General features: G+C 22.4%; 14 protein-coding genes. 7 read left to right on the top strand and 7 right to left on the bottom strand.

All coding sequences use genetic code 4. The features are described from left to right. The 6 genes from argS to tsaD are packed head-to-tail and all read left to right on the top strand — an operon-like array spanning window position 1 to window position 4,146. The gene (gene argS / locus ACJA29_RS03555; RefSeq protein ID WP_406602518.1) at window positions 1-1,605 is read left to right on the top strand and encodes an arginine--tRNA ligase; all 1,605 of its coding nucleotides are present in this window, start codon (window positions 1-3) and stop codon (window positions 1,603-1,605) included. 2 nt (window positions 1,606-1,607) lie between these two features. Next, window positions 1,608-1,844: a hypothetical protein gene (locus tag ACJA29_RS03550; RefSeq protein WP_406602517.1), complete on the top strand. Its 237-nt coding sequence runs from the start codon at window positions 1,608-1,610 to the stop codon at window positions 1,842-1,844. Window positions 1,845-1,850: 6 nt separating this feature from the next. Beyond that, window positions 1,851-2,264, top strand: coding sequence for a hypothetical protein (locus ACJA29_RS03545; RefSeq protein ID WP_406602516.1), 414 nt, complete (start codon window positions 1,851-1,853; stop codon window positions 2,262-2,264). Between the two features lie 4 nt (window positions 2,265-2,268). Beyond that, entirely contained in the window at window positions 2,269-2,688 is a 420-nt protein-coding gene (gene tsaE / locus ACJA29_RS03540; protein ID WP_406602515.1) for a tRNA (adenosine(37)-N6)-threonylcarbamoyltransferase complex ATPase subunit type 1 TsaE, read from the top strand. 1 nt (window position 2,689) lies between these two features. Next, window positions 2,690-3,211 (top strand): hypothetical protein, encoded by a 522-nt coding sequence (locus ACJA29_RS03535; RefSeq protein WP_406602514.1) that lies wholly within the window; start codon window positions 2,690-2,692, stop codon window positions 3,209-3,211. A gap of 2 nt (window positions 3,212-3,213) precedes the next feature. Next, on the top strand, window positions 3,214-4,146 hold the full coding sequence (gene tsaD, locus ACJA29_RS03530) for a tRNA (adenosine(37)-N6)-threonylcarbamoyltransferase complex transferase subunit TsaD (RefSeq protein WP_406602513.1): 933 nt from the start codon (window positions 3,214-3,216) through the stop codon (window positions 4,144-4,146). Between the two features lie 80 nt (window positions 4,147-4,226). Here the strand turns inward: tsaD and ACJA29_RS03525 are convergent, their stop codons facing one another. From ACJA29_RS03525 to ACJA29_RS03510, 4 genes are read right to left on the bottom strand one after another with little or no spacing between them, the layout of a single operon-like run. Further along, window positions 4,227-6,110, bottom strand: a complete 1,884-nt coding sequence (locus ACJA29_RS03525; protein ID WP_406602512.1) for an AAA family ATPase — start codon at window positions 6,108-6,110, stop codon at window positions 4,227-4,229. Beyond that, a complete protein-coding gene (locus tag ACJA29_RS03520) occupies window positions 6,110-7,063 on the bottom strand; it encodes a hypothetical protein (RefSeq protein ID WP_406602511.1) in 954 nt (317 codons plus the stop codon). The genes ACJA29_RS03525 and ACJA29_RS03520 overlap by 1 nt, the downstream gene beginning before the upstream one ends. After that, a complete protein-coding gene (locus ACJA29_RS03515) occupies window positions 7,047-8,942 on the bottom strand; it encodes a hypothetical protein (RefSeq protein ID WP_406602510.1) in 1,896 nt (631 codons plus the stop codon). The genes ACJA29_RS03520 and ACJA29_RS03515 overlap by 17 nt, the downstream gene beginning before the upstream one ends. After that, the gene (locus ACJA29_RS03510) at window positions 8,942-12,622 is read right to left on the bottom strand and encodes an AAA domain-containing protein (RefSeq protein WP_406602509.1); all 3,681 of its coding nucleotides are present in this window, start codon (window positions 12,620-12,622) and stop codon (window positions 8,942-8,944) included. The genes ACJA29_RS03515 and ACJA29_RS03510 overlap by 1 nt, the downstream gene beginning before the upstream one ends. Window positions 12,623-12,896: 274 nt before the next feature. Here ACJA29_RS03510 and ACJA29_RS03505 point away from each other — a divergent pair, with 274 nt between their 5' ends. Further along, on the top strand, window positions 12,897-13,823 hold the full coding sequence (locus ACJA29_RS03505) for a hypothetical protein (protein ID WP_406602508.1): 927 nt from the start codon (window positions 12,897-12,899) through the stop codon (window positions 13,821-13,823). A gap of 51 nt (window positions 13,824-13,874) precedes the next feature. Here the strand turns inward: ACJA29_RS03505 and ACJA29_RS03500 are convergent, their stop codons facing one another. The 3 genes from ACJA29_RS03500 to ACJA29_RS03490 form a co-directional block, all read right to left on the bottom strand. Further along, window positions 13,875-19,442 (bottom strand): hypothetical protein, encoded by a 5,568-nt coding sequence (locus tag ACJA29_RS03500; RefSeq protein ID WP_406602507.1) that lies wholly within the window; start codon window positions 19,440-19,442, stop codon window positions 13,875-13,877. Window positions 19,443-19,540: 98 nt separating this feature from the next. Next, a complete protein-coding gene (locus tag ACJA29_RS03495; RefSeq protein WP_406602506.1) occupies window positions 19,541-20,062 on the bottom strand; it encodes a hypothetical protein in 522 nt (173 codons plus the stop codon). Window positions 20,063-20,064: 2 nt separating this feature from the next. Beyond that, window positions 20,065-24,573: an AAA domain-containing protein gene (locus ACJA29_RS03490; protein ID WP_406602505.1), complete on the bottom strand. Its 4,509-nt coding sequence runs from the start codon at window positions 24,571-24,573 to the stop codon at window positions 20,065-20,067. Window positions 24,574-24,635 lie beyond the last annotated feature (62 nt).

Here is a 24,635-nt window from a genome sequence, read left to right as displayed (position 1 = left end):
ATGGAAAATAAAATACATCAAGAAATAAACGAAATTTTTGATAAATTAAATTGACCTAAAATAAACTTTCATGTAGTAAAACCAACAAATATTGAATTTGGTGAATATACATCTAATGTTGCTCTATCAGCAAGTAAAACTTTATCAACTAAACCTCAAGAAATTGCACAAAAAATAATAGATAATTTTGATAATAAAAAATTTAATATTAAAGAAATAAAAATTATGGGACCAGGTTTTATTAATTTTTATTTTGATAATAATTATTATTCATCAATTGTTAAAGAAATTTTTCAAAATTCAGAATTTGGTAAGCAACCAAAAAATAATAAAGTAATTAATAATGAATATGTATCAGCAAATCCGACAGGTTTTTTACATGTTGCACATGCAAGAGGGGCTGTTATTGGAGATAGTATATCTAATATACTAGAATATGCAGGATACAAAGTTATTCGTGAATATTATATAAATGATAATGGTTCTCAAATTGATCGGTTAGCTATTTCTATTTATGTAAGATATCATCAAGAATTTGGTATATCAATGGAATTACCTGAAGATTCATATGCTGGAATTGATATTATTTGAGGGGCAAAAGAATTAATAAAAATTGTAGATAAGAAATTTTTAAATGTTGCTTTTGAAGAATGTAAAGAAGAAATTAAAAAAATGTCTATCAAAATTATGTTAGACAAGATTGAAAAAGATTTAAAAGAATTAGGCGTTGAATTTGATATATGATTTTCTGAAAAATCTCTTTATACTGATGGATTAATTGACCACCAATTAACAACATTAAAAGGAATTTATGAAAAAGATGGTGCCAAATGATTGAATACTACTCAATTTGGAGATGATAAAGATAGAGTTTTAGTTAAAAGTAATGGTGAAAGTACATATTTTTTATCAGATACAGTTTATCATACTATCAAACTAAATAGAGAACCCAAACCAATCAAACTCTTAGATATTTGAGGAGCAGACCATATAGGTTATATTAAAAGAGTAGAAGCAGCATTAGAATTACAAGGATATAAAGATTGTTTACATGTAATCACAGTTCAATTAGTTAAATTAATTAAAGATGGTCAAGAACTCAAAATGTCTAAAAGAAAAGGAACATCTTTATTTATGTCTGAATTAATATCAGAAGTTGGCAAGGATACTACAAGATTTTTTTTACTAAATAGATCAAATACATCTTCAATAGAATTTGACTTAGACCTAGCCAATATGAAAACGAGTGATAATCCATTATTTATTGTTCAATATGCCCATGCAAGAACTCAACAATTAAAAGCTAAATCTAAAATACAGAATATTGATACATCCAATTTAAATTATCAAACCACAGAATATAATCTAATCAATTTAATGAATAAATTCCCAGAATTTGTTGTACAAATTGCAGAAAATTATAAAGTGCATTTGCTAACTCAATATTTAATAGATTTATCTAGAGAATATAATTCATTTTATTCAAATTGCAAAATAATTGATACAGAAAGAGAAAATGAATTATTGTGTTTATCATTAGCTTGTGGTAATATATTGAAAATTGGATTAAAATTATTAGGTATCTCAGCGCCAGAAAGGATGTAATTATGAAAACAATACTATGTATAATGAAAGACTATATGAATCAAACAAAACGTGATGATTATACTTTTGATGAATTATTCGCTCAAGTAGAAAAAGAACTAGGAGCAGAATGAGCAAAACAAAAAAAAGATTTTGATGAAACAATATCTACTAAAAAAGGTGAAACATATAAATTATTAACTATTGCAGGAGACTTTGTTCGTAATGACAATGGTACTTTTAAATTAAAAAAATTATAATAATTCATGAATGTTAAAACAGTTTTATATTATCGTTATTTAATGAGACAATCTTTTATTGTTAATATTGTCTTAATATTGATATTATCTACAATAACATTTTTGTTATTCTTTACTCCTATATTAGACAGACTTACCAGCATTATTATTGTTAGTATAGTTTGAGTTTTTGCTTTATATGGGTTATGTGTATCTTTTGTATGATTATATAAATTTATAAAATGCAAAAAATCTTTGAAAAATTTAGATTTATATAATCATATTACAAATGCAGCTATTAGAAATAAAGTTGTTCAATCCCAAATAAAGATAAAATGTTTATTTACAACTCAAAATCAGGCCCAAAATTTTTTTAATACAATAGAACCTGAAATAGAAAAACAAAAGAAATTAATATCTTTAAAAAAACATGAAAATTAATTGAATGAAAAAAAAGAAAAAAAACTCAATAGAATTTATTAAATCTAAAGAAGAGATTGACTTTATTGCTCAATTAATAATTAATTTAACTAAAGATATTAATTCCAATTATATTTTTTTAAAAGGTGATATAGGAACAGGCAAAACAACTTTAGTTAAATCAATTGCAAAGTATTTAAATGAAAAAGAAACTGTTATATCTCCGTCATTTAATAAAATGTTTGTTTATGAAAAATTTATACATATTGATGCTTATAATATGAAAGATCAATCTTTGAAAGAGTTTGAAGATTATTTTGAAAACAAGATAGTAATAATAGAATGAGCAGAAAATTTAAATGATAAATTTGATTTAGGATTCCAAATAGAAATTTTATATATAGATGAAAATGCAAGAAAATATATAATTAGTTGAAAGGAATAAAATGAAGTTATTTATTGATTCATCTCAATCAAGATTTATAGCAGCATTAATAGAAAACAATAAAGTTATATTTTCCAGCAACATTGAAACCAAATATAAGGTAGAAGAAATAATAAAATTTTTTGAAAATGTTCCTAATTTACACAATATTCATAATATATACATTAATTTAGGTCCGGGATCTTTTACTGGAGCAAGAATAGCTTTATTATATGTAAGAACTTTAGCTCAATTAAATAATAAAATTAAAATATATACTACTAATACATATTCATTATTATCATCTTTAAATAAAAAGTTTTTTCAACGAAAATTTTTTATTTTTGCAACTAAAAATAAATCATATTTATTGACTAATAAATCAGTAAAAATTGTTAACAAGCATGCTAAAGAAAGTCAAATCAATTATGATTTATTATTAAGCAATTTTGATAAATTTCTTAATACTTTTACTTTATCTTCACTAGAAAATTTACAGCCCACATATGCTTCACAACCACAAATAGGAGAAATTAAAAAATAATAATGAAAATTCTAGGAATTGAATCATCTCATGATGATACATCTATTGCTTTAATAGAAAATCAACAAGTTTTATTTTTTCATAAAATTTCTCAAATAGATATTCATAAAAAATATGGTGGAACTATCCCTGAAATTGCTTCTAGGGAACATTTTCAAAATTATTATATTTTATTAGAAGAAATTAAAAAAGAATTTGATTTGAATACTATCGATGCAATTGCTTATACAGAAAAACCTGGTTTAATTGGATCATTACAAATGGGTTATTTATTTGCTCATGCTTTAAGTAAATATTTAAACAAAGAATTAATACCTATTAATCATTTATATGGTCATATTTTTTCTGTTTTATTAGATACTAATAAAAATATAGAATATCCATCTATAGCTCTTGTAGTATCTGGAGGACATACAAATTTATATTTATTAAATAATTCACAAGATATTCAACTTATAGGGCAAACTCAAGATGATGCTGCAGGAGAAGTATATGATAAAGTGGCAAGAGTTTTATTCAACCAATTTCCTGGTGGGCCTGTGATAGATCAAATATTTCAAGATAATAGAAACAAAATATCTACTAATATCAAATTATTAAACCCCAAATTGGAGCAAGAATTAGATTTTTCTTTTAGTGGATATAAAACACAAATTATGAATTTATCTAAATCTGATTCTATTAATAAAACAGAATTAGCTTATGTATTCCAACAACAAACAATAGATTTTATTATTTCAAAAGTAAAACTAGCTATATCTAAATATCAACCAAAATCTATCATTTTATCTGGTGGTGTTAGTGCTAATAGTTATTTAAGAGAGCAATTTTTAAAATTACATTCTAATGCACTTATACCATCTTTAAAATATTCAACTGATAATGGGGCAATGATAGCCATTGCTGCATATATACAAAAAAAGAATATTAAATAAATATATTTAATACTTGGTTTATATATAAGAATTGTAGATTATAGCTTTTTCATGAATAAAGAATTTTGAATAAAGTATAGTTATATTATTTTATAAGTTACTTTTTGATCAACCATTATCATTTGTACTTTTATAACATTATTTTCCATTAAAGATTTATTAAATTGTGAATAGTTATTGAAAATAAATTCTACTAAAGTATCAATTAAAATAGTTTCTAATTCAGTAACAATTCCTCTACCACCAAATTCTTTTTTAAAGTTTGTGTGTAAAACTTCTGAGATATTGTGTATAAATTCATCATCATATTGTAAATCAATATTTTTTTCTTTCATGATATTAGATTTAATCTTATTTATTTTAGAACTAACAATATCTTTAACAATATTTATATCTTTAATAAAATTAAAAGCAACAATATTTTTATCACCAATTCTATTTAATATTTCAGGACGATTTAATGTATCTCTAAAATATTCAGTCACATTTTTTATAAAATGTTTTTCAAGTTCATCAGGATTTAATGAAGGATTGGCTGTTCTAGAACCAATATTAGATGTAAAGATTATGAAAGTTTGACCAAAATCAACAATTTCACCTTGAGAAGATGTTAATCTACCATCTTCTAATATTTGTAAGAATTTATCTAAAATTTTTCCATGAGCTTTTTCAATTTCGTCAAAAAGCAATATAGAAAAAGGATTTTCTTTTACCTTGTTTGTTAATTCACCACCAGCATCATAACCCACATATCCTGGAGGGGCTCCAATTAATCTTTGATCACTATGTTCATGATTAAATTCACTCATATCAAATCTAATAATTCTATTTTCATCATCAAATATAAATTGTGATATTGACTTAGCTAATTCAGTTTTACCAGTACCTGTAGGACCTGCAAAAAACAATATACCTTTAGGTTTATTATTATCAACTGAATGTAATATTCCATTCATACCTATAAAACTTCTAATTAAAGTTTTTTTAACTTTTTGAATTGCTTTATCTTGGCCCTTAACTCTTTCAGATAATATTTTTTCAATATTGGCCATTTTGTTAACATCTATTTTTTCTCATTCAGAATCTTTTTTAAAAAAAGTTGCTAATTTATATAATTCAGAAAATGTAAATTCTTTTCCTAAATTATCATTTATATTTAATTTTGAAAGTTGGAGCATTTCTCTAAAAGATAATCCACTAGAAATAGAAATAGCATTTTTAAAATCATAATGATCATAATCACCAATTGTATCTTTTAAATTTGTGAATTTATTTCCATATAATTTGAAAAATTCTTCTCTTTCATCTTTATTTGGTTTAGCAATATTTATAGAAGCAAATTCAACATTATTAGTCATTAAAGAATTTACTACATTCGAATTTCTGGCAATAATTACTAATTTATAATAATCATTTTTAAATTTATTAGATGATGTTTTTTTAAATTCTATAAAAGCTTCTAATAGTTCTGAGAGCTTTAGCATGACTAAGTTAGAAGTGTTTTGATTTAATAAAATATCTGAAAAATTTAAAACAAAGATTGATTTATTAGATCTATCATAATTGTTTTTGGTATCTGATAATTGAGTACTAATTCATTCAATATATTCATCTAGCGACTCAACACCATTATGTTCCTCAAAAAAATTTTCATTTTCTTCATCTTGTTGATTATTGTTTTTTGGTTTTGTTATAATATCCGGATTCTCTTTTGAAATTAGTACAATACCTTGTTTTGGTGAAAAATAACTAAATACATTTACATTTGTAAAATCTTGAAAAGATTTAATTGATAAAAATTTTGTAAGATCTATAAATGAAGAATCAGAACTATGAGTATCAATTAATTCTTTATAACTTTTAGAACTAGTTGGAATTAAATCATCAACATTTCCTGTGACTAATACTATATTTTTTTGCTGAATTTTAATTCACAGCTTTTCTAAACTTTTGTAAAAACTCATTATTTTAACTCTCTTTCCATCACTAATTGCCTTGAATTACTTATATCTCTTTTAATTGAATTAATTGCTACAGACCAACCATCTTTTCTTAATTTATTAATTAATTGTTCAGATGTTTTATTACACATATGACCTACATAGTTTCCTAATTTATACTTTATCTTTCCATCTGAATTCATAATAATATCTATTGAATTTCTTGAAGGATTTATCATTGAATATTTAATATACATGTTTGAATATGAATCAACTCCAAGTTGTTTTATTTTATTTTTATTAATTGTAAAACCTTCTTCTTTTAATTTTTTATTAAATTCTTTATACATCATTACTAATCTATCATTTTCACTTTTTTTGGATTCAATCAATGGTAAAACATCAGAAATTTCTTGGGAAGTTTTAGCAGATCTTATTTCTTGTTTTAAAAGCAATTTTACTTCATCTGATAATTCAGATTCATTAATAAGAGAATTGGCTTTAGTTAAATATTCTTGTTTTTTCTCTTCTTTGATAAGTTCATGTCTAATCTCAGATATCGCTTTTTCAAAATTTTCATCATTTATATTAATATTATTTTTCTTTAAATAATCAATAGCATCATATGTCATGGTTCCATATTTAGCAATAGCACTTGTAAAATTAAAAGTAGTTTGGTTAAGAATGTTATTAATTAATGTATTGTGTGTATTTTCTAACAAGTATCTTATGTTAGTGACTTCTTTTTCAATTGTACTAATTTTATTCATTAAAGATTGTTCAAATTCTTTTCCTATGAACGATTTAATTAATTCCTTTAATTCTTCCACTTTAGATATTCAATCATCAAACTTAAATTGAGAATTATATTTTCCCTTTATTCTTTCTTTATCTTTTTTTAATTCATTAATTAAAGTGTCACAGTTTTTTATATATAAATCAACATGCTGAATAGTGACACTAATTGAATGACTCATTTGTAATCCTTTCCATAATTGCAATAACTTCTTTTCATTTATCTAAATATTCTTGTAATTCATTTAACTTAAATTTAAATAGTTCTTTTTCAATTTCTTCTTTCTCTTTATGAGAGAATTTATTTCTCTCTCTTTTTATTCAATGAAATTTTTCTATTATATTTTTATCAAGTTTTTGTTTCTTTTCAATAATTATTAAATTATCATGAAGTGTGGACTTAGGATCATCATTACCGCTCAATTGCCTAAAGAACTTATCAATTTTTCCTCTAATTTTATTCAAGTAAAGAATTTCCAATTCTTCAATTATTAATTTTTTATTATTTTTAACAATTTCATCATATTGAGTCTTTAGTAAAGGACTATATTTATCTTTATTTTCATTAAATACTAACTGATCCGAAAGTTTTATGGCATCATTTATTAATTTAAGATCATTTGTATCTTTTAATTTGTTTATTTCATTAATTAATTCTAATTCTTCTTTAACTTCTTTTATATTCTTATTTAAATTTTCTATACTATAGTCACATTCACTATATAAGTAGTTAATTTTATTAACCCCATTATTGTCTGAATTAGTTAATGAATCAATTTTGGATGAATTTAACATTTCAATTATTTTAGTATTGTTAATTTTTGTCAGTTTTTTAAATTCTTCCATATTTATTAAACTACTAAATATTCATTCTAATTTAATATCTTCAATATGATCAAAGTTATTGATTATAAATTCTTTGTAATCTTGTGATTGAGATAATTCAATGTAATTATCAAAAATATATTGTTTTATAATAGATTTTTGAGTTTCATTATTAGTTGCTTTTAATCAATTAAGTCAATTAATTGAGTTAATAGTTTGATTAATTAATTCATTGAAATATTCTCTATCATTTAGAACAGAATAATATATTTTCTTCATTTTAAATTTCAATAAATCATCATTATTTATTTTAAAAATTTCTTCTTTTGAATCAAACACGCAAATTTCATGTTGATATATACCTATATTTTTGTTTTGATTTAATAATTCATTATTTTTTGTAACCGTTTTAATAATGTCTTTATAATCATTAATATCTAATATAGGTTTTTCTACCCTTGTTGTGCCTATGTGTGGAAATAATTCACTATTCTTATTGATATCTTTTTCAAAATATCTTAAAACAATATTTAATGTATTAAATTGGACCATTTTTTCTATAAATTCATAAAATGATTTATTAGGTATTTCAATATTATTATTTTCGAAATCTATTTTGGAACATTCAAATTCATTTTGAAAATTTGAAAAAACAATATTTTTAAAATAATCATCTTGGTCGTTTATATCTTCTACATCTTTAAGAATAGCATCACTTTTATCCTTCAACATTTCTTCAATGCACTTATTTTTATTTTCTTCTTTGTTTTTTTCATAAACAGCGATTAATTCTTTACTTAAGTTGGAAACATTAATGATAGGAATATTATTTTTTTTGAAAATATAATTAGTGTTTTGTAAATCAACTAAAAATTCTTCTTGTTTAACTTCATCTTTTGGTTGCATTCCATAAAATTTATCTTTGTCAATATAATTTTGTATTTGTTTATCTATTACAATATCACCCACAAGCAAGTTTTGGAATGATATATCATTTGGAAAACTAATTTCATTACCATTCATATTATTTAAAATGGAATAAACAAATTCAGATCATTTTGTAGGACTTAAATTTAAAGTTTGTTCCAAATATTTTGTAATTTCCAAAGATTTATTGTCTTTGGAATAATGAATGGATGTTAATAATATTGCTTCTAATTCTTGTAAATTTCTTTGTTTTCTAAAATGAAAACTTAAATGATAAAGAGAATATGGTTTGACAAATTTTAATTTCATTATAAATCTCCTCCATCTCATTTAAATAAACAATATGATGAATCTAAATCTTTACATTCATCATAATATTTTTTGAATAAATAACCATATTTTTGTATGCTTCGTTCATTTAAATATCCAGTAAATGCTCCTAAAATAATTAATTTAGATTTTGCTCTAGATATAGCCACATTTATTCTTTCAACTTCTTCTAAAAAAGACAGATTTCTTTTTTTACTAATTTCGAATTTTGCATCATTAAATTTATTCTTTCCTCTTATAAAATCAACAATAATTATTTCTTCTTCTCTTCCTTGGAAATTATCTATAGTATCTATCTTTATGTATTTTCTATTTTCTTGTTTTATAAAAATATCTCTATATTTTTTTATAACATTTTTTTGTGATTTGGTTAGAGTGATAACACCAATTTTGATATCATTAAATTTTTGTTGATTTTGAGATATAAGTTTATTTATTATATTTATTATAATTAAAGCTGAATATTGATTATATAAAGAATTATTAGTTAAATTTTCCAGAGCATTATTATTTAATAAAGGAATACATTTTCCTTGTTGATCAAAAGAATCAATATTTTCATTATTTTTCAAATTTATTTTATGAAATTGTTGAAAAAATTGAGAATCAAAATTTGAATAATCTATCATAACTAACTCGTTGTTTAAGTTTTTGTTATTCATTTTTAAATCATATTTATTTTTGATATCAAATACTTTGATTAACTGTTCATTTTTGTCATATATGATGTTGACTAATTTTAATATTTGCCCTGAAAATCTTCAAGATTCTTGTAAGAATTCATAAGATCTTTTATTAAAACCAATAGAGTTATAATTTTTTATTTTATTTACTTGAATTACAAAAAAAGATTTTTTAAATAAATCTTCAATATTATTTTTCATTATTTTAATTTGCTTATTTGACCAAGAGTTTTTATCTTCATTATTCGGATTTAAATCTAAATTCATTCAATTTGCAATTTTTTTAATATATTGCTTATGAAGATTATCAATCATAAAATTTAATAATTTTTCTAATTCTTCATCTGAATTAAATTCAGGTGAAGGAGGTAATTGTAAATAATCACCTGATAAAATAGTTTTTTTAGATAAAACTACTTTAGATAAAATTTCAGGAGTTGATGATTTTGAAATTTCATCAATTAACATTACATCAATTGAATAATCACTAAATAAATTCTTTTTAATATTATTTATTTCTATTGATTGTCTAGAAGATGTAGTCATACCTATAACATTAATTAAATTATTTTCCATAATAAAATCTAAAAATTTTGTTTCTAATATGTCAAAATCATTAGATTTAAATTTTGATTTTATTGTTGAAAATTTTTCCTGCAAAATGTTTTTCTTATTATTATCATAATAAAATTTTTGAATAATATTATCTTCCAAGAAATTAAAATTAAAATTATTTATAGATAATTCATCAACAGCTTTGTCAAATAAAATTAATTTGTCATACTCTTCTTTATCTTGTCTCTTGAGATTTTCATATCGTTTTTCCATTCACTTTACACAATAATCAATATCTGTTTGTAAAATTGTTGTTTCTGAACCTATAAAATAATCTCGAAATGGGAACACAAAATCTTCATCATTATTTCTTAATAAATGTAAATTATTATTAAAATAATTCAAGTTATTTTGAATTATTCTCAAGTAAGAAAAAGGTAATTTTATTTTTTTCTTATCACTTAAGAATTCAGGTTTTGAATCTCCATATTTTTCTATAAATTCTTTACAAGCGCCTTGTTGTTTTTCTTTAATTACAAATGAATAAATGGAATTTTTAAAATTTTTAAATAGTGATGTTTGTGAAAATAAAGATTTATTTTCTTTTTTATCTTCAAAATTATTAAATCTATATTTAAAGATCACAAGATTGGGATTATCTTTATTAAATGAATATAATCTTTCTAAAAAATTATCTATTGCTTCATGGGTTGAAGAACACATAGCCAAATTTTTATTTTTATAAATAATAGATTCAGTTATTGCACAAAGTGTTTGTGTTTTTCCCGTTCCCGGAGGACCTTGTAAATAAAATAAATCATTTGCATTAATTGCTTTATTTACAGCAGATTGTTGCTTTTCATTTAACTTATATTTTGTTAAAACACTATTAGGTATCTTATTTTTAAAACCTTCAATATGTGAAGGATTTTTTATTGAATAAAATAAATTGTAATTTTTATAATATCCATCATTTAATTGTTTGGTGGAAAAATAATATCTTTTTATTTTTGCAATAGTAGCTTTTTGATTACTGTCAATTGAGATTCAATCATTATAATCACTAGTTTGTAAAATATCTTCTAATAAACTTTTACAATCATTTTTATCGTTATCTAAAGATATAGAAACTTTATATATCAAATTTAAATTGTAAGAATTTAAATGATTAGAAAAGTTGTCTAATCTTTGAATCTCTGTTTCTAAAATTTGGATTTCACTAGATAATTTATGGCGATTATTTTCTCAACTTGATGTTTGAGATTTTTTTATTTGCAAACTTTTTTCATCATTACTTAAAGCATCATTTAAAGATGTTAATTTTTCTTTATAATTTTTGATTGTTATTTCAATTTTATTAATATTTTCTTTAAGATCAGAAACATCTTTTTTCTCTTTTTTTAATTTTTCAATTTTTCTTTCTAGTTCATGAAGATTTTGTTCCTTCTCTTTTATAAAAGATTTAATATTTTGGATTTCACTATTTAAATTACTTATTTTATTATTGTATTTTTTTATTTCATCATTCACTTTATTTAGTGAATCTTCTAATGTGTTAATTTCATTCTTTTTACTATTAATTTCTTGTTGATTACTATTTAATTTTTGTTGAAATAAATTATCTTTCTTAATTTCATTTGTACTAATAGATTTAATTTGATAGTTTTCTTTTATTTCATTATCTATTGATAAAAATAGGTTTTTATCAAAATTTGATATTCTAGTTTTGGATGCTAAAAATAATTCATTTTGAAATAGAAATAATTTATTGTGAGCTTCTTCATTTGTATTTTTTTGCACATAAAAATCAAAAAGCAAACGAAGGAAGTTTTCTCAGTTATTTAGAAGCAATTTATCTTGTGTATTATAATCATCATTATCAAAACATGGTTTTGCTTGTCGTACAAACTTTTCAATATCATAAATATAAGTTGGCTGATGCTCGTTCTCAGTAAAATCAAAATTAAATGTTAAATCATCTTCAAAAGTTTCGTTAGTCTTTAGATTATCATCTAGGAACTCAATTCTATTTAAATAAAAATAGAATTCTTTCTTTTCATAATTTTTAATTTCAATGTTTACATATAAAGATATAACATTGTAATCATTAATGTAATCTTTTGTTTTAATTACAATACATAAATTTTTAATGGGATTATTGACATCAATGCTTCTAAAAGATGGAGATTTTTTCCAAAGATAATAAAATTTAATATTTTTAGGAATTGTATTTAGTATATTTTCAAATTCTATTAAATTCTTTCTTAATGAATTTTTATTTTTTAACAAATTCTTAAGAGAAAAATCAATAATATCTTTATATTTTAATTTTTTATCTTTTCTACTAATTTCTGAAAATGTCATAAGTACATCATCATTACTAATATCTTTATCATTAATTTTTAAAATAATATTTGGCATGTTATCACGGTCTCACAATATTTTTATTTAATATTATAGTGTATTCTACAAAAGGTGAAGCAGCATAAAGATTTAAAGTTTTCGAATATCAATTATAAAGTTACCAAATTAAATACCGATAAATAAAAAAATAGATTTTGATTATAATAAGAGCAAAATTTTATATGATGATTATTATAACTTAATAACATCTAGAGGTTGTTATGCAAGTTTTGATCCTATAAATTTAGATTTGGATAATAATAATCAATTTCAATTAAATCTAATGTTGAATATGGAGCAAAAGCAAAAGCAATTTTGGGGGATGGGACACAAGCAAGAATATTCTCAAATCCAGCAATTGCTATTTTGAAATGTGAGTTGAGAAAATATGTTGAAAAATAATAAAAATCCTGTAATTTATGCAACAAGTACAAGAGAATATTTTTGCGCTTATTGAGGGCAAGATATAAGATTATTTAAAAATTTATTTTGAATTAGTGCAATAATTTGTTTTATTTTTCTATTAACCTATATAGGATCATATAATGTTGTGCTTTATGTGAACATTAATAATCCTGAATTAAACATAAATCAAGACATAATTGAAATATGTGTTAAATCTGTTATTGGAATTTTAAATATAATTATTACATTAATTATTGTTTATTTGTATTTTTATAAAAAAAAATTTGATAACACATTTCTTTATAATTGTTGTTTGATAATTGCATTAACAATGCTTATAGTTTTACCTTCATTTTCTAATTCTATTTTTAAATATTCTTTTTCTTCTAGATTTGTGGCTATACCAATAATATCTGGAATTTTATATGTATTTAGTCAGTTGTACTTACTAAATATAATATTTTCATTAAATTTTGTACATAGAAAAGATGATTTATATGATTCTAGTGAATGAGATATCAAAATTTTTGATAAGAGTTTATTAAATCAATCAAAATCTAAATTAGAATACTATTGAAAAATAAATGAAAAAATATCTTTAGAGCATGATATTACATTTCAAGGATTAATTATACTAAGACCAAAAAAAGGTAAATTATTCAAAGATTCATATTTTTTATTTGAATATAATTCAAAAATTTATTCAATTAAATTTTGTAATAGTTCACCTTTTGTTTTAAATAATAAAAATAAAGAATTAGTAAATAAAGATATTGCTAAATGAATTTTAATACATGAGAATAATTGACAATAACTGTTTTATTTAATAAATGTTAATTTTGAATTAATATATCACAAAATAAGTTTATTTTATTTTGTTTGCCTTTTTAAGGATCCTAATAATTAAGTAAACAATACCTAAAGAAACTATTGCAGATGCGGCACAAAGTAATGTTGTAGACCATCAATTACGTCATATTAATGATGCATTTGTAATTAATGAATTAAATTCTTGACTAGTTGTAGATAAAACATTATCTTCTGAATAAAAAGAACCTGCAGCTAATGAAAATGAAATTTTAATATCATTATTCAATATTTCAGCTTGCACATTTGTAATTTGATCAGCAGATGTTATATTATGATCTCCCGAAATAAAACAATTTAAATATTTAAATATAAAATTGTTGTCAATATAACCTATATATTGACTTTTGTCATTATCAAAATTATTTCAATCAAACTTGATGGGTCTTATTGGAGAAATTACTTCAGTTTTTTTGAAAATTTTGAAATTATTAATAATAGTTGTAAATGTTTTGTTTGTTGTAGATAAAACATTATCTTCTGAATAAAAAGATCCTGCAGCTAAAGTAATGTTAATTTCAATTGAATTAATATTCACTTTTTTAGATTCAATAGTAATATCATTTAATTTTATTTTACTAGTTTCTCCTATAAAAAAGTTTGAAAGATTTAAAAATATAAAGTCAGATGTTATTGATGATTCTTTATTTTTAGCTTCTTCATTTGATCATCCAAAAATACTTGCATCAATGTTGGCAATAATTTCTGTTTTTAAAATCTCTTTAAATCCTTTTATAACAGTAGTAAAATCTTTGCTTGTAGTACCCAATTGACCTTTTTCATCATATCAAGAGCCTGAAACAAGACTTAGGTTTATGTTTATTGTATTATTGTCTCCCAATTCAACAGAATTAATAATAATAGAATTAGAAGAATCAATTTTATGATTTCCTTTAAAGAATGCAGATAAATATTTATAAATGAAATCATTTGAAATGTCTCCTATTTTTTCATTTACTTCAAATTGTTCTCAACCAAAAGAACTTGCATCTATAGGATTTATTATTTTAGTTTCTTCTTTAATTTCGGGTTGCTTGAATTCAATTATTTTGGTAGTAAATATTCCATTAATATTTGCTAATTTATCATTTTGTTCATATCAGGCACCTGATAATAATGTAAATGAAATTTTTATCTCATTATTTTCAATTTGAGTAGTTACATTTAATATTTGATTTTCATTTGTTATTTCATATGATCCTGTTAAAAATTGAGATATATGATTATAAATGAATTCATTAGTAATTTGATCTATCACTTGAGAAGCTTCAAAATTAGTTCATCCTAAACTAGAAGCATATATCGGATTTATTACTTCTGTTTTATTTTTTATATTAGGTTGTTTAAAATTTATGATAATTGTTGTAAATTTTTTATCTATTTGACCTAATTGTCCATTTTCGTCATATCAAGTACCTAATTTTAATCTAATAGTTAAATTAATAGAATTATTAGAAATAGCAGTATTTATAATTTCAATATCGTTTGCAGATTTTATTTCATGATCACCACTAAAGAATACTTGTATTTGTGAAAAAATAAATTCGCTTGTAAGTTCTTGTATTTTTTCACTTGGTTCAAATGTGTCTCAGTTTAGTAAAGAAGCTGTAATTGGATTGATAATTTGTGTTTGTTGCTTTTTAGTAGGTTCAAAAAAATTGATAATTTCAGTTGTGAATTCTTTATTATTTGTACCTAATTGTCCATTTTCATCATATCAAGTATTAGCTTCTAATGTAAATGTTAGAATTAATTTATTATTTTCTATAGATACAGTTGTTGAAATATTTAAAATTTGATTTTTATTTGTTATTTCATATGATCCTGTTAAAAATTTATTTAATTTAGAAAAAATAAATTCATTTGATATTTGTAAATAAGCTTGTTCTACTTCAATATTAGCTAAGTCAATATCTTTAGCCTCTACGGGATTAATTGCTTCTGTTTTGATTTTAACGTTAGGTTGTGTGAAATTTTGAATCACAGTATTAAAAGATTTGTCTAAATCTCCCAATTTATTATTTGTATCATATCAAGTTCCAGCTTTTAATTTTATTGACAATTCAATTGTATTATTTACAACTATTTTAGATGTTATTTCAATTTGATCTATAGAAGTTATATTATGATTTCCACTAAAGAATTTATCAATATGAATAAAAACAAATGTTTCGGTTATTTCGTTCAATTTATTTACAGCTTCAAATTGTTCTCAACCAAAAGAACTTGCATCTATAGGATTTATTATTTTAGTTTCTTCTTTAATTTCAGGTTGCTTAAATTCAATTATTTCTGTATTTAATATTAAAGTATTATTTCCTAATTGATTATTTTCATCATATCAAGTTTTAGCAGATAAAGTAAATGATAATTTAATTTTGCCATTTTCAATTTGAGTAGTTACATCTAATATTTGATTTTCATTTGTTATTTCATATGATCCTGTTAAAAATTGAGATATATGATTATAAATGAATTCATTAGTAATTTGATCTATCACTTGAGAAGCTTCAAAATTAGTTCATCCCAAACTAGAAGCATATATTGGATTTATTACTTCTGTTTTATTTTTTATATTAGGTTGTTTAAAATTTATGATTCTTGTTGAAAAATATTTGGTTGAAGAACTTAAAGCACCATTTTTATCATATCAAGTACCTGTTTTTAATTTAATAGTTAAATTAATAGAATTATTAGAAATAGCAGTATTTATAATTTCAATATCGTTTGCAGATTTTATTTCGTGATCACCACTAAAGAATACTTGTATTTGTGAAAAAATAAATTCACTTGTAAGTTCTTGTATTTTTTCACTTGGTTCAAATGTGTCTCAGTTTAATGAAGAAGCTGTAATTGGATTGATAATTTGTGTTTGTTGTTTTTTAGTAGGTTCTAAAAAATTGATAATTTCAGTTGTGAATTCTTTATTATTTGTACCTAATTGTCCATTTTCATCATATCAAGTATTAGCTTCTAATGTAAATGTTAGTCTTATTGTAGTAGAAACTTGTGAATCTATTTCTTTAGATATTATTTTAATTTGGTTTTCATTTGTTATGTGGTATGAACCTTGTAGAAATTTATTTATATTAGTATAAATAAATGTGCTTGTAATTTGATCTTTCACTTGTTCAGTCGAAATATTATTAAATTCTAAATTAGAAGCTTGGATAGGATTAATAACTTTAGTTTCAACATTAATACTAGGTCCTTTAAAATTTCGAATTATAGTATTAAATTCTTTATCATAATTTCCTAATTGACCTTGTTCATCATATCAAGAACCAGCAACTAATTTGATTGCTAAATTAATTGAATTATTAGATATTGTTTTTGATTCAATAATAATATTATTTATTGAATTTATATTATTATCACCATAGAAAAACATGTTTTTCTTTAAATAAATATATGAACTTGTTAATTCTTCTAATTTATCTTTTGCTTCGAAATTAGGTCAACCTAATAAACTCGCACTAATTGGATTAATAATTTTAGTTTCAGCCTTTTGTTTATCTTTTTTAAAATTAATTATTGCTGTATTTAATGTTAAAATGCCATTTCCTAATTGACCAGTTGATTCATATCAAGTATTAGCTTCTAATGTAAATGTTAGTCTTATTGTAGTAGAAACTCGTGAATCTATTTCTTTAGATATTATTTTAATTTGGTTTTCATTTGTTATTTCATATGATCCTGATAAAAATTTAGATATATTATTATAAATAAAATTTTCATCTATTGAATTTTTGGCTGTTGTAGCATTTAAGCTATTTAATCCCAAACTAGAAGCATAAATAGGATTAATTACTTTAGTTTCTATTTTAGTTGTCGGACTTTTAAAACCTAATATTGTGGTTGTAAAATTTTTAGTAATTTGACCTAATTTATTATTTTCATCATATCAAGAACCAGCAACTAATTTGATTGTTAAATTAATAGAATTATTAGAAACACTTTTATTAACTATTTCAATATTATTGGAATTGATAATGTTGTGATTTCCAGTAAAAAAGAGATTTAAATTATTGTATATAAAATCACTAGTAATTAGATTTAATGCATCTTTTGCTTCTACAGATGTCCAACTAGCATCTAAACTAGAAGCATAAATAGGATTTTTAATTACTGTTGCATTTTTTCTATTAAAATTAATAATTCTAGTTTCAATTGTTAAATCATTAGAAGGTGTATTACCATTTTGATCATATCAAGACCCTGCTTTTATTGTTCAATTTATTTTTAAAGTTGTTTCATTTTCAATAATAGGAGCGCCTATTACAGCGATATTATTAATTGAAGTTATCAAATAATCACCATTAACAAATATGCCGATATTATCAAATATTTTTTGTTGTCAATTTGTTGATAAAATAAAATCATTAGTTAATACTTGGTTGGTTCAATTATAATCCACATCTTTGGCTTCGATTACAGAAATAGGCTGTGTTGCTTTTATTTGTTGTGATAATAAAATATTTCCAAATGGTTTATATGATGAAGAGTTATAAATGATGTTACCATTAGAATCATTATAGTAATTTAATGATAAATCTTCAATGTATATATTTTTATTATTATTATCTCTTTTTAAAGCAAAAGATATGTTATTAGAGGTAATATCATTTGCATGATTTGAATTCAATGGATAGTTTTCAAAGAATAAATCCATATTGTTTAATATATATGTTTTAATTTGATTTTCAGTTACAAAAGATTGATTGCTGCTTAAATCTTCTACATCAACTTTAATATATTGTTTATTATTGTATGCATATGTAGCATCTTTGAATTTGGTTTCTAAAACTTCAATAGAATCAATTTGATTTCCAAAAGCTACTTGTGGTTGAATTTTATTTTTATCTAGAGTTGAATAATATATTACTCTTTTACCTACAGGGGCATTAAATCCATTTTGTTCTATTTTCTCAATTCCTTGTTTCAAAACTATAATTCTTGGTATTCCCCAAGTACCATTAAAAGCATTTTTCTTGATTTGTTTAATTTGGTTATTGTTAATTACAACTCCTTGATTAGGTAATGTATATTGACCTGGAAATATAATATTTTTAAATAAAGCACCTTGAAAAGCTTCCTCTCCTATTATTTGAATATTATTTCCTAAATTTAAAGTTACATTCCCTAATTGTTTCCCAGCAAATGCTTTATCATAAATTGTGGTTATATTAAAAGTTTTATTTGGTATTCCGCTATTTTGTGGAAAAATTACATTTAGTTGATCACATATAGTCAATTGATTACCAATATTGCTAGAATCATCTACACCATAAACATATCCAATATTAGAATTCTTTTGGTCATTTATATTAAAACGATATTCAATATTGTTATAAGTTCCTGAATATATTGTTTGTCCAGTTATAGTATCTTTCTTTTCTACTACATTTATTGTTGGAATTAAGGACTTAATTGAATAAGAATTTTGCAAAATAGCATTAGATTCAAACTTATTATTCAATAAAATAATAGGAATTACTCCTATTATTGATGACATTGTTAAAGATGTATATTTAATAAATTTATTTTTATTTATTTTTTTAGGCATATCAATCACCTACCTATTTATATTTAAATATAAAATAACATCTAAATTATATTATATTTAATAACTTTTAAACAGCCATTTGTAAATATAAGAGTATTTTAAATAAATTTAGATGTGGCTCAAGGAGCTTCAATAGAACTCATATGTTTTAAAAATAGATTAAAAATAAATAAATTTTTATCTTTTACATTTGATGAAGTAATATATTTATTTTTATCATTTTTATCAATTGTAATTTCTATATTATCGATAGGTAAAATTAGTTTTTCATTTTTGTTATTTTCATCTAAAATATTCAAAAAATCATTTTTTGATGGATTCTCAATTATAAAATTATCAGTTAAATTTTTTATTTGTAAATTTCCTTTATTATTAAAATCTACAACATAATATTTAGTGATTTCTTTTTTTTCTTCTTTTGGAATATTATTAGTATTTAATGATTCTTGTTTAAAATTTGTTTTAGAACTAGAAAAATTAAATATATTTCAAGATTTATTTTTGATTTTTTTCACAATTAAAATTATTAAAAATGGAATAATAATTACAGCAAAAATAATAACAAAAACTAATAATCCAGCAATGACAGGTTGTTGATCGAATAACGTTTGTATATTCATTTTTATTTTCCTTTGTGTTTATTGAATTTTGTATTTGATTTTCCTATTCTATTTCTAATAGAACTTAAAACTTGATTTTTGATAGAACTATTTGATTTTTTAGATTTTGCAGATTTTTTAGAAGAAACTTTACCATTAGTTTTGCTATTTTTCTTTGATGATTTTAAATCTTTCCCTTTATTAATTTTTTTTCTAATATTTTTGGTATTACTTTTTGTATTTTTCTTTGGATTAATTTTATTTAAATTAGAATCTGATAATGAAGTTTTTGATTTTGAATTTGTAAATTCTTCATCACCTTCATAATATAATGGTTCATCAATTTCAATAACATCAAGATGATTATTTGCTTTTTTGATTAAATCATCTACAATTACAACATTGCCATTTTCATCATAGGTATATTTAGCCAATTTAGTAATTCTTAAAGCCTGAGTTCAATTGGTTAAATTCATAGTCAAGATATTAATAATTTGATCAATTATAGATTTACGCTTATAAATTTTTGCTCATTGTAATGATGATAAAGAATAAAATTTTCAATTACGAGATTCTAAAAATTTTCTATTATAGTAATCCCTTTGTTTTCCATTGATCATGACATCATAGATAAATTCATCACAAAGAATACCCATAATATTTCTTTTTGTTTTTCTATCTCTAATTACAAGATCAATTTTTACACTGCCTTCATATCACCCATCAACAATTTCTAAACGAGGTTCAAATGCAAAAATTTGTAATAAATCATCTTTTAAATCAGGAGCAATTCTGCTAACAGCTCTCCCCTTCATATCATTAGAAAAATCTAAAACAGCATTATTTTTAATGTATGGCTTAAATATAGCTTGCACTCTAGGATCATTTAAATTATGTCCATTAGATGTTAATAGTTTTGCATAATCTAAATAATCTTTTAAAATTGCTAAACTTGGATTATTATCTACAATGATTTCTTCATTTTCAAAAGAATTAACAATAAATAAAGCTAATCTTGAACGAGTAATTAAAACGTTTAAGAAGTTAGGACCTACTTCAGTTCCTAAAACTCCTAATGTTTTATTTACTGATAAAAAGTTTGTAGCATTATCTTTATCTTTAGATGCAACAAATGAAATAATGATATTATCTCTTTCAGATCCTTGAACTTTTTCACATGTTAAAACAAACATTGAATTATCTTCTCCATCTTCACTGATTCTAGAAAATTCATTGGTTACTAATTTAGATGGGTGAGCTAATAATAAATCTTCTATATAATCTCTTTGTTCATTGGTTGTTGTAATAATACCAATGGTTCCATGATTAGGTTGTTCTACTATTTGTTCTACTATTTTTACAACTTCTTGTGCTTCTTTTTCATTAATTCCATTAGTACAAATACCATTTGTTGTTTTTAAATTAATACCTGTTATAATGTTTTCATCTGTTTTATTTTGATCATCAGCTACATGAATCATGTTTTTATAAAACACAACATTTGAAAATTCAAATAATTCTTTTTTTACTGAACGGTAGTGATATTCTAGAACTACAGTTTGAATTTTAGTTCCAATGTATTCTAATAATGAAATAGGTGTTTCAAAGGCTTTATATTTCATTAAATGCTCTGATTGGATATTTTTAGTTGAATTTGTTAATTGCATCAATCTATATTTGTTATATGCTTCAATATTTTTTTGATATGTCACAGGAGGTAATTGTTTTAAATCTCCAGATACAATTCAACGGCTTGAACGATATAACAATGGAAAAGCATTTTCTAAAGGTATCATTGAGGCTTCATCAATGATGCAAACATCAAAGACATTACTTTGACAAACAATGTATTTAGAAATCATGTTTGGACTTCCTAAAATAAGTGGGAATATCAATGAAATAATATTTGAGTAGTTAATTAAAACATCATCTACTGAATTTAAAACATCTGAATTTTTTACTAGAGCATATAATTTATTAAATGATTCAGCAAACTCTTTATTTTCTTTTAAAAGTTTAGTAATTTTTAAAGCAAATAAAAACTCTGTAGTTCTAATATCTTCACCTAATTTATTAGTTATTAAATTGTCAATTGTATTGTAATAATTTTCATTATCAATTTGGAAATTATCCCCATAATCTGCGGCGAATTTTTCCATTTTATAATAATCTTTATAAAATTCATAATCAAATTCATCTGGTGAATATTTTTCTCTAAATTCAATAATCAATTCTGTTGATTTTTGTTTAACTAATGAAGAAGTTTTTGTATATCAATGTACATCATGCATTTTCATGATATCAATGCTATAATCATCTAATCTTTGAAATAGATTATATAAAGATCAATATAATGATTTGGAATCAGATGAATATAATTCTAGATTTACTGCATCTTTATTTTCAAAAAATTCAGCTAATTCTTTTTCTGGTAATTCTTCAATTTGTTCATTTATTGTTTTATTTTTGGCATATTGAACTAAATAATTATCATAAAACAAATTATTACCATCAAAATATTTAATTAAGTTAAAAGCTTGAGTAAATAAATCATCTTGAATTTGTAATGCTTCTTTCATTTTAGCAAGTTGATTAAATTCATTGTAATCATCATTAATTTTGTTAATTAACAATCAAAAATCACTAGAAGATTCAGAATTTTTTAGAATAGGACCAACTAAACGAATTACATCTTTTAATTCTTGTCTATATTTATTTTTCTTAAAAATATATTCAGGATAATTTTGACCATCTTCAGTCATCATAATAGATTTAAAATCATTTACTCTTTTATACATAACATCTAATTTTTCAGATACTATGCTGGTATTTGTGGATTTAATATTATCTTGAATTCCATATACTAAAGAAATTCTTTCTAACCCATTTTTTAATTGAGATGTAAAATCTTTTGCAAAATTATCAGACTCAAATAGTTTTAAAGAATAATTACGTAATCTTCCTAATCTATTAAAGATAACATTAGCCGCCTCTTTTTTTTCTGTTGAGAATAACACTGATTTTAAATTATTAATAGCATTAGCTATTATAGAAGATATTGTTTGAGATTTACCATTACCTGCAGCTCCTGATATAACTAAATTATCATTTAATGCAACATTACAAGCTTTTTTTTGAGAAAAATCTAATTTAACAATTTCTTTTAGTTGAGCTTCACTAAAATATTTATGGTATTCTTCTGCTAATTGTAATTGGCTATAAAATGTGTTATCAATTTTATTAACAAATCCCACTCCATCACTTTTGATCATTTTTACATAATCAATAAATAATGAAACATTTGCAATTGGATAAGTACCAATTGTTCCAAATGGCAATACTCTTAATTCATTTTCATTTAATGCACCAAACACTTGTTCAATAGCACGTCCAATTTCATTAATACGAGGAATTGAAACAAATTTTTGAATGTGGAATGATTGTAATATTTTAAATAATTTAGTTTTTTCATCAGCAGAAAATTTATAACCATAAAATGAATATTTTTCCACAATATTATTTACAAATACATTTAAATCATTACTATATAAAACATGAACAAAAGAATCAGTTTTTATTTCCATATTTTTTGGATTTTCAAAAAAGTTATTTGAATAAGTTAAAGATAATAATAAGTGTGAATTTACTTCAACAGTTAATTGACCTAATTGTCTAGATAAATTCATTGTGAAATTCTTATGATCTTTTGTTTGTATGATGGTAGGTCATAAAATTAAAGGGGCATAAAAGAATTGTCCTTCTTTAGATTTTCTTTCTCCAGTATTTTTAGGATTACCATTTAGAGAATTTGAATAAGGATTATTAATGTTTTCAGTAGATATTTTTGCAGTTGATTCTTCTGTTTTAATTTTATTGCGTAAAGGAATGTATCCAGTAACATAAGGTCAACCTATTTTTAAATTAGATGATCCAAAATCTGCTTTAGATGTTCTCATTAGACCAAATAATTTTTTAATGCAATTATTAGAATCATCTTTATCATTACTTTTAATAACTATTGGTGTGGAACTGGTAATTAAAGATTTAATAATCTCAGGAAAATTAGAAACATTATTAAATATGGTAGTGAAATCCATAATATTATAGTTATTATCTAAAAATGTAAAAAAACTGTCACTTGTGTAACTACTATCAATTAATTTTTCTTGCAATTTTAATAATTTTAATTTATCTCATTTAGAGATTTCACTATTATTTTCTTCTTTTTTGGTTTCCAAAATAGGTTTTGATTCTGAAAAAATAGATCTATTCATATTAATATTGACATTTTTTTGTGCTGATTTTTCAATATTATTATTAAATGCAATATCTTTATTTTTTTCTTCAATAGTATTTATTGTTTTAGCTTTTCTATATTCTGATGATTCTTTATGTGTAGGTGCAGAATTTTTAAAATCTTCCATTTTCACCGCTTCATTTTCAATTTGATCTTCTGGATCAATTGGTCCTGTATTAAATCTAGATTTCTTACTTCATCATTTTCGTGATTTTTTATCAATATATCTATTCATACATTTGCTCCTATCCAAGAATTCAATCTCAATTTTATTTTAATTTTATCACGCATACAAAG

Source organism: Metamycoplasma sualvi (assembly GCF_045276925.1).
Classification (GTDB): Bacteria; Bacillota_I; Bacilli_A; order Mycoplasmatales; family Metamycoplasmataceae; genus UBA710.
This window is presented reverse-complemented; position numbering and strand designations above follow the sequence as displayed.